The sequence below is a fragment of the Treponema sp. UBA7567 genome (genome assembly GCF_002476655.1).
Taxonomy (GTDB): Bacteria; Spirochaetota; Spirochaetia; order Treponematales; family Treponemataceae; genus Treponema_D.
In genome coordinates, this window is record NZ_DLLH01000059.1 from 1 (window position 1) to 4,328 (window position 4,328).

Here is a 4,328-nt window from a genome sequence, read left to right on the forward strand (position 1 = left end):
AAAGATAAAAACAGACGTCATTTTCGGCTGTTTTTATCTTACACTCCCATAAAAAGTCAAGATTAAAACTTCAGTTTTAGAATTGACTTTTTAAGCTGTTTCGCAACGAAAGCGAGAAACAAAAGATGATAAGAAAGTTTGCAACGCAAACTTGTGAATAAAAGCTTTGACGCTATCTCGGACAAAGTTTTTATTACACTCTCCTTATTAAACTCCGCGTTAGCGGCGAGCCACGGATGGCGAGAATTACAGTTTTCGCAAGCAACGCTTGGACAAACTGTGGCTTTTATCATGCCTTCTCATATTTAATTGTCTCTAAACATTAAAAAACGACAATTTTTTTTTGAAGAAAAACAAAAAAAATGGACAAGGGGGCGTAATGGCGTGCAAAGCACGTTGCAAAACGAAGTTTTGCAATGGAACCATGAAGCACCCGGTTTTTGCGAAGCAAAAATGGCCCCGCTAAAAATTAGTTTTCTGTAAATTATCTGCTTAAAAAAATGCGAAAGTTGCCCGATTGTTAAGATTCGTGCTAAAATCGTTTGATTTGGTTTTAAGAAAATGATTAGTTATTGGCAGCAAGAAAACGGAATTTTTGTAAAAAAAGACAGAAACGAATTAAATCAAGATGAAAGGGTTTGGGTTGACGCAAGAAACGTAAATTCAAAAGAAATTTCGATTCTTGAAAAAACTTACAATCTCGACCATGACCATGTTATTGACTCTCTCGACCCGGACGAATTGCCGCGTATTGAGCAAGGCGAAGGCTATGTGCTTACAATTATGAGGCTGCCAGTTTACTTGCCGAATTCTGAAGTCCGTTACCATACCGCTCCGATGGGCGCAATTATTTTTCAGAACACGATTATAACTCTCTGCTGGACTGACTGCGAAGTTTTGAAGGATTTGAGCGCAAACAGGATTAAAGACCTGAACATTGCTGATTTTCCAGCGTTTATTACGAGAATTTTGAGCCGCGCGGATACGATGTTTTTGCGATATTTGAAAGAAATTAACAGAAGCACAAATTCGATCCAGCAGGAATTGCAGGAATCAATCGAAAACAATGAGCTTATTCAGCTTTTCAACCTCGAAAAATCACTCATGTACTTTACGAGTTCGCTAAAAAGCAATCAGCTTTTGCTTGAAAAAATACGAAAAACTAAAATTATAAAATTTGATGAAGAAGATCAGGATTGGCTTGATGACGTTGAAATTGACAACAGGCAGGCGATGGAAATGGCAAACACTTATTCGCAGACAATCACTGGAACAATGGATGCTTTTGCGTCTGTAATTTCAAACAATATGAATGCGGCGATGAAGCAGCTGACGGTTTTTTCGATTGCACTTATGCTGATTTCGTTTATTACAAGCTTTTGGGGAATGAATATAAGGCTTCCGTGGAGCAAAAGCGACAGCTGGACAGGTTTTATTGTACTATGCATAAGCTGTTTTGTAATAGCAACGAGTTCTTTTATTCTGATAAATTTTATGTCAAAAATAAAAAAGAAAATACGGCATTGGAAAAATAAATAGTTTCGGCTTAAATGACTTTTGCTGAAAAAAAACGTTGTGGCAGGGGAAAAATCCCACCACCACCATCAAAAAACTGCAATATTTCTCAAAAAACAGACAGAATAGGCCGAAAATAAAAATTGAGAGAAAAAATATGAAAAAATCAATTTGTGTAAAAAATATTTTTGCTGTTTTTTTGCTGGCTTTTTTTACAGGACTTGGATTTTGCGAAGAAGCCGATTATGCGGAAAATGAAGCGTTAAAAACAAAAGAGACTGCTCTTTCCGAAAATGAAGAACCGGAGAAAAATTTGGACGAAGAAGAATTTTCGTTTGCAGATCTCGACATGGTTGAACTAGGTCCAAAAGACGGCGAAATGTATGACGTCTACGTGATTGGCGACGGAAGCCAGTCTTTTACAGAAAAAAGATGGATCACGCCCTTTTTTATAAACCGAACGGAAACAACTTACAGCCTTTGGTATTCGGTCAGGACAACAGCAGAAGAAAAAGGCTATAAATTTTTAAATCCAGGACAGGAAGGAAGCCGTGGAAAACGCGGCGCGCAGCCAACACTCTGGGGAAAATACGAACCTGTCACTATGATAAGCTGGTATGACGCAGCAATCTGGTGCAACGCTTTTTCAGAAATCTACGGCTTGACGCCATGCTACTCGTTTGAAGGCAAAATCTTACGCGATGCAACAGATACGACAAAATTAGATTTGTGTGAATGCAACTGGAACGCTGACGGTTTTAGGCTTCCCGCAGAAGAAGAATGGGAATATGCCGCAAGAAAAACAAAAGCAGGTTTTCAGGGAGGCGACATTTTGAGCGGACAAATCGATGAAAACGGTAAAACCGACCTTTCTGTTTTAGAAGACGAAGTCGCCTGGACAGCAAACAACGCTTCGTTTACACATACAGTCGGAACAGCAGGAACTCCGTTTGAAACAAGAGCAAAACCAAAACCTGGAAGCGGAAATCCAAATGGAGCAGGAATTTTTGATATGAGCGGAAATGTTCTAGAATTTGTCTGGGATTGGTTTGGAAATTACAAATCGGTTGAGGCAGGCACAAGGGCGACAGGTCCGGATGCAGGAAGCCAAAGAGTAAGCAGAGGCGGAAGCTGGTCGCTTTACACCCCGTTTAATTGCGCCGGCGACCGTTACAGTTTTGACCCGAACGAAGTTTACGATTACTTCGGCTTCCGTCTTGCACAATCAAAAAATAACACTTTCTAAAGGCTGCACAATTCTGCCGACTTTACAACCCATTTTCCGGCTGTTTTCTTAAGTTCGGCAAGCGCATACTTTCCTTCCATAAGTGCGCCGGGATTTATGACGGTAGACTCTCCTATCTTGTCAATTCCTGCGCTTTCGTGAATATGCCCTGTCACAACAAGAACAGGCTGCACGTTTTCGATAAACTCGCGCAGTTTTTGGCTTCCTACGTGAATACCTCCCGGAATAACGTCCGTTTTTGTGTCTTTAGGCGGATTATGCATAATCAAAACAAGGCTGCTGCATTTTCCGTCGTCATCAGCAATTTGAGAAAGAGAATTTTTTATTACATCAAAATCCTGAACAAGTTCATCTTCTGTGCGTTCAAACGGAGTATCACCGCTAAATTTTGAACCTCCGCCGCTACCGGCTATTACAAGTCCGTCCTTAAAAACCATGCTTTTTTGAACACAAATATCCGCGTCTTCAATTTCAGAAATAAAATCCGGCTCGTCGCAGTTGCCGAGAACTGCAAAAATCGAGCCGCTGTTTTTTAAAAGCGCTTCGAGCGCAGGTTTTCCAGTTTCTGGACAGTTAAATTTTGCAAAATCGCCGCCAAAAAAAACAAGATCTGCATTTTTTGCCTGTTCAGAAAGTTTTTCAATATTTTCGACATTTCCATGTACATCAGAAATTATTAAAATCTTCATTTTTATCTCCTTTAAAAAATTACACGGAAGTAATTTTTATCTTATCTTCTTATAAATAAAACTCTGCGTTAGCGGCGAGCCACGGATGGCGAGAATCACAGTTTGCGAAAGCAACGCTTGAGCAAACTGTAATGATAAAATTACAAGGATGTAATTTTATCATGCCTCCTTAAATATTTTCCATTACGGCGCAAAGAGTCTTCATCTGCTCGTGAGTTCCGATTGTAATTCTCAAAAAATCTTCAATTCCCGGCGTGTTAAAATGCCGGACTAAAATTCCTTCCTGTTTGATTTTTTTGTACGCATCTTCGCCCGAAATGCCGTCTTTTTTACAAAAAACAAAATTCGTCTGGCTGTCGAGGACAAACCAGCCGAGCGCTCTCAAAAAGTCGATAAATTCATCTCTCTCAAAAGCAACACTTTTTGCACATTCAGCATAATAGCCAGTGTCGCGGCAAGCAGCAATTCCAGCCTGCTGAGCCATAAAATCAACAGGAAAATGATTGAGCGAATTTTTTACAGTCGTAATATAATTTACAAGTTCTGGGCTTGAGACAACATAGCCAAGCCTCAAACCGGCGCCGCAAAGCGATTTTGAAAAAGTCCGTACGATTACAAGATTGTCAAATTCAGCAAGAAGAGGAATGCAGCTTTCACCGCCAAAANNCCACATACGCCTCGTCAACGACAAAAATTCTGTCTTTTGGAGCAGATTTTATCATTTCACGAACTTCACTGCGAGAAAGTCCAAGAGAAGTTGGAGCGTTCGGATTTGCAAAAATAATCGAAGAATCATTTTCGTTTGCAGCTTCGAGCATTTTTTCTTTACTCAAAGTCCAGTCGCCGTTGAGCGGGATTTTTTTAAGCGGAATATTGTA

General features: G+C 40.0%; 5 protein-coding genes. 2 read left to right on the forward strand and 3 right to left on the reverse strand.

The window, feature by feature from the left end; all coding sequences use genetic code 11:
• Positions 1–561: 561 nt before the first annotated feature.
• Together B3Y13_RS07505 and B3Y13_RS07510 are read left to right on the forward strand one after the other, a co-directional pair.
• The gene (locus tag B3Y13_RS07505) at positions 562–1,539 is read left to right on the forward strand and encodes a magnesium transporter CorA family protein (RefSeq protein ID WP_296024005.1); all 978 of its coding nucleotides are present in this window, start codon (positions 562–564) and stop codon (positions 1,537–1,539) included.
• A 133-nt stretch (positions 1,540–1,672) separates the two neighbouring features.
• Positions 1,673–2,761, forward strand: coding sequence for a formylglycine-generating enzyme family protein (locus B3Y13_RS07510; protein WP_296667776.1), 1,089 nt, complete (start codon positions 1,673–1,675; stop codon positions 2,759–2,761).
• Here the strand turns inward: B3Y13_RS07510 and B3Y13_RS07515 are convergent.
• From B3Y13_RS07515 to B3Y13_RS07525, 3 genes are all read right to left on the reverse strand, one after another.
• Positions 2,758–3,450 carry a metallophosphoesterase family protein gene (locus B3Y13_RS07515; protein WP_296667778.1) on the reverse strand — a complete coding sequence of 231 codons (693 nt, stop codon included), beginning with the start codon at positions 3,448–3,450 and terminating at the stop codon, positions 2,758–2,760. The two genes, B3Y13_RS07510 and B3Y13_RS07515, sit on opposite strands and share 4 nt — an antisense overlap.
• Positions 3,451–3,619: 169 nt before the next feature.
• Positions 3,620–4,123, reverse strand: coding sequence for an aminotransferase class I/II-fold pyridoxal phosphate-dependent enzyme (locus B3Y13_RS07520; protein WP_296693686.1), 504 nt, complete (start codon positions 4,121–4,123; stop codon positions 3,620–3,622).
• A complete protein-coding gene (locus B3Y13_RS07525; protein WP_422664330.1) occupies positions 4,104–4,268 on the reverse strand; it encodes an aminotransferase class I/II-fold pyridoxal phosphate-dependent enzyme in 165 nt (54 codons plus the stop codon). The genes B3Y13_RS07520 and B3Y13_RS07525 overlap by 20 nt, the downstream gene beginning before the upstream one ends.
• Positions 4,269–4,328 lie beyond the last annotated feature (60 nt).

Excerpts from the sequence above, each read along its gene's own strand:
- B3Y13_RS07515 (WP_296667778.1), bottom strand. The coding sequence starts at position 3,450 with ATGAAGATTTTAATAATTTCTGATGTACATGGAAATGTCGAAAATATT.
- B3Y13_RS07510 (WP_296667776.1), top strand. The coding sequence starts at position 1,673 with ATGAAAAAATCAATTTGTGTAAAAAATATTTTTGCTGTTTTTTTGCTG.
- B3Y13_RS07505 (WP_296024005.1), top strand. The coding sequence starts at position 562 with ATGATTAGTTATTGGCAGCAAGAAAACGGAATTTTTGTAAAAAAAGAC.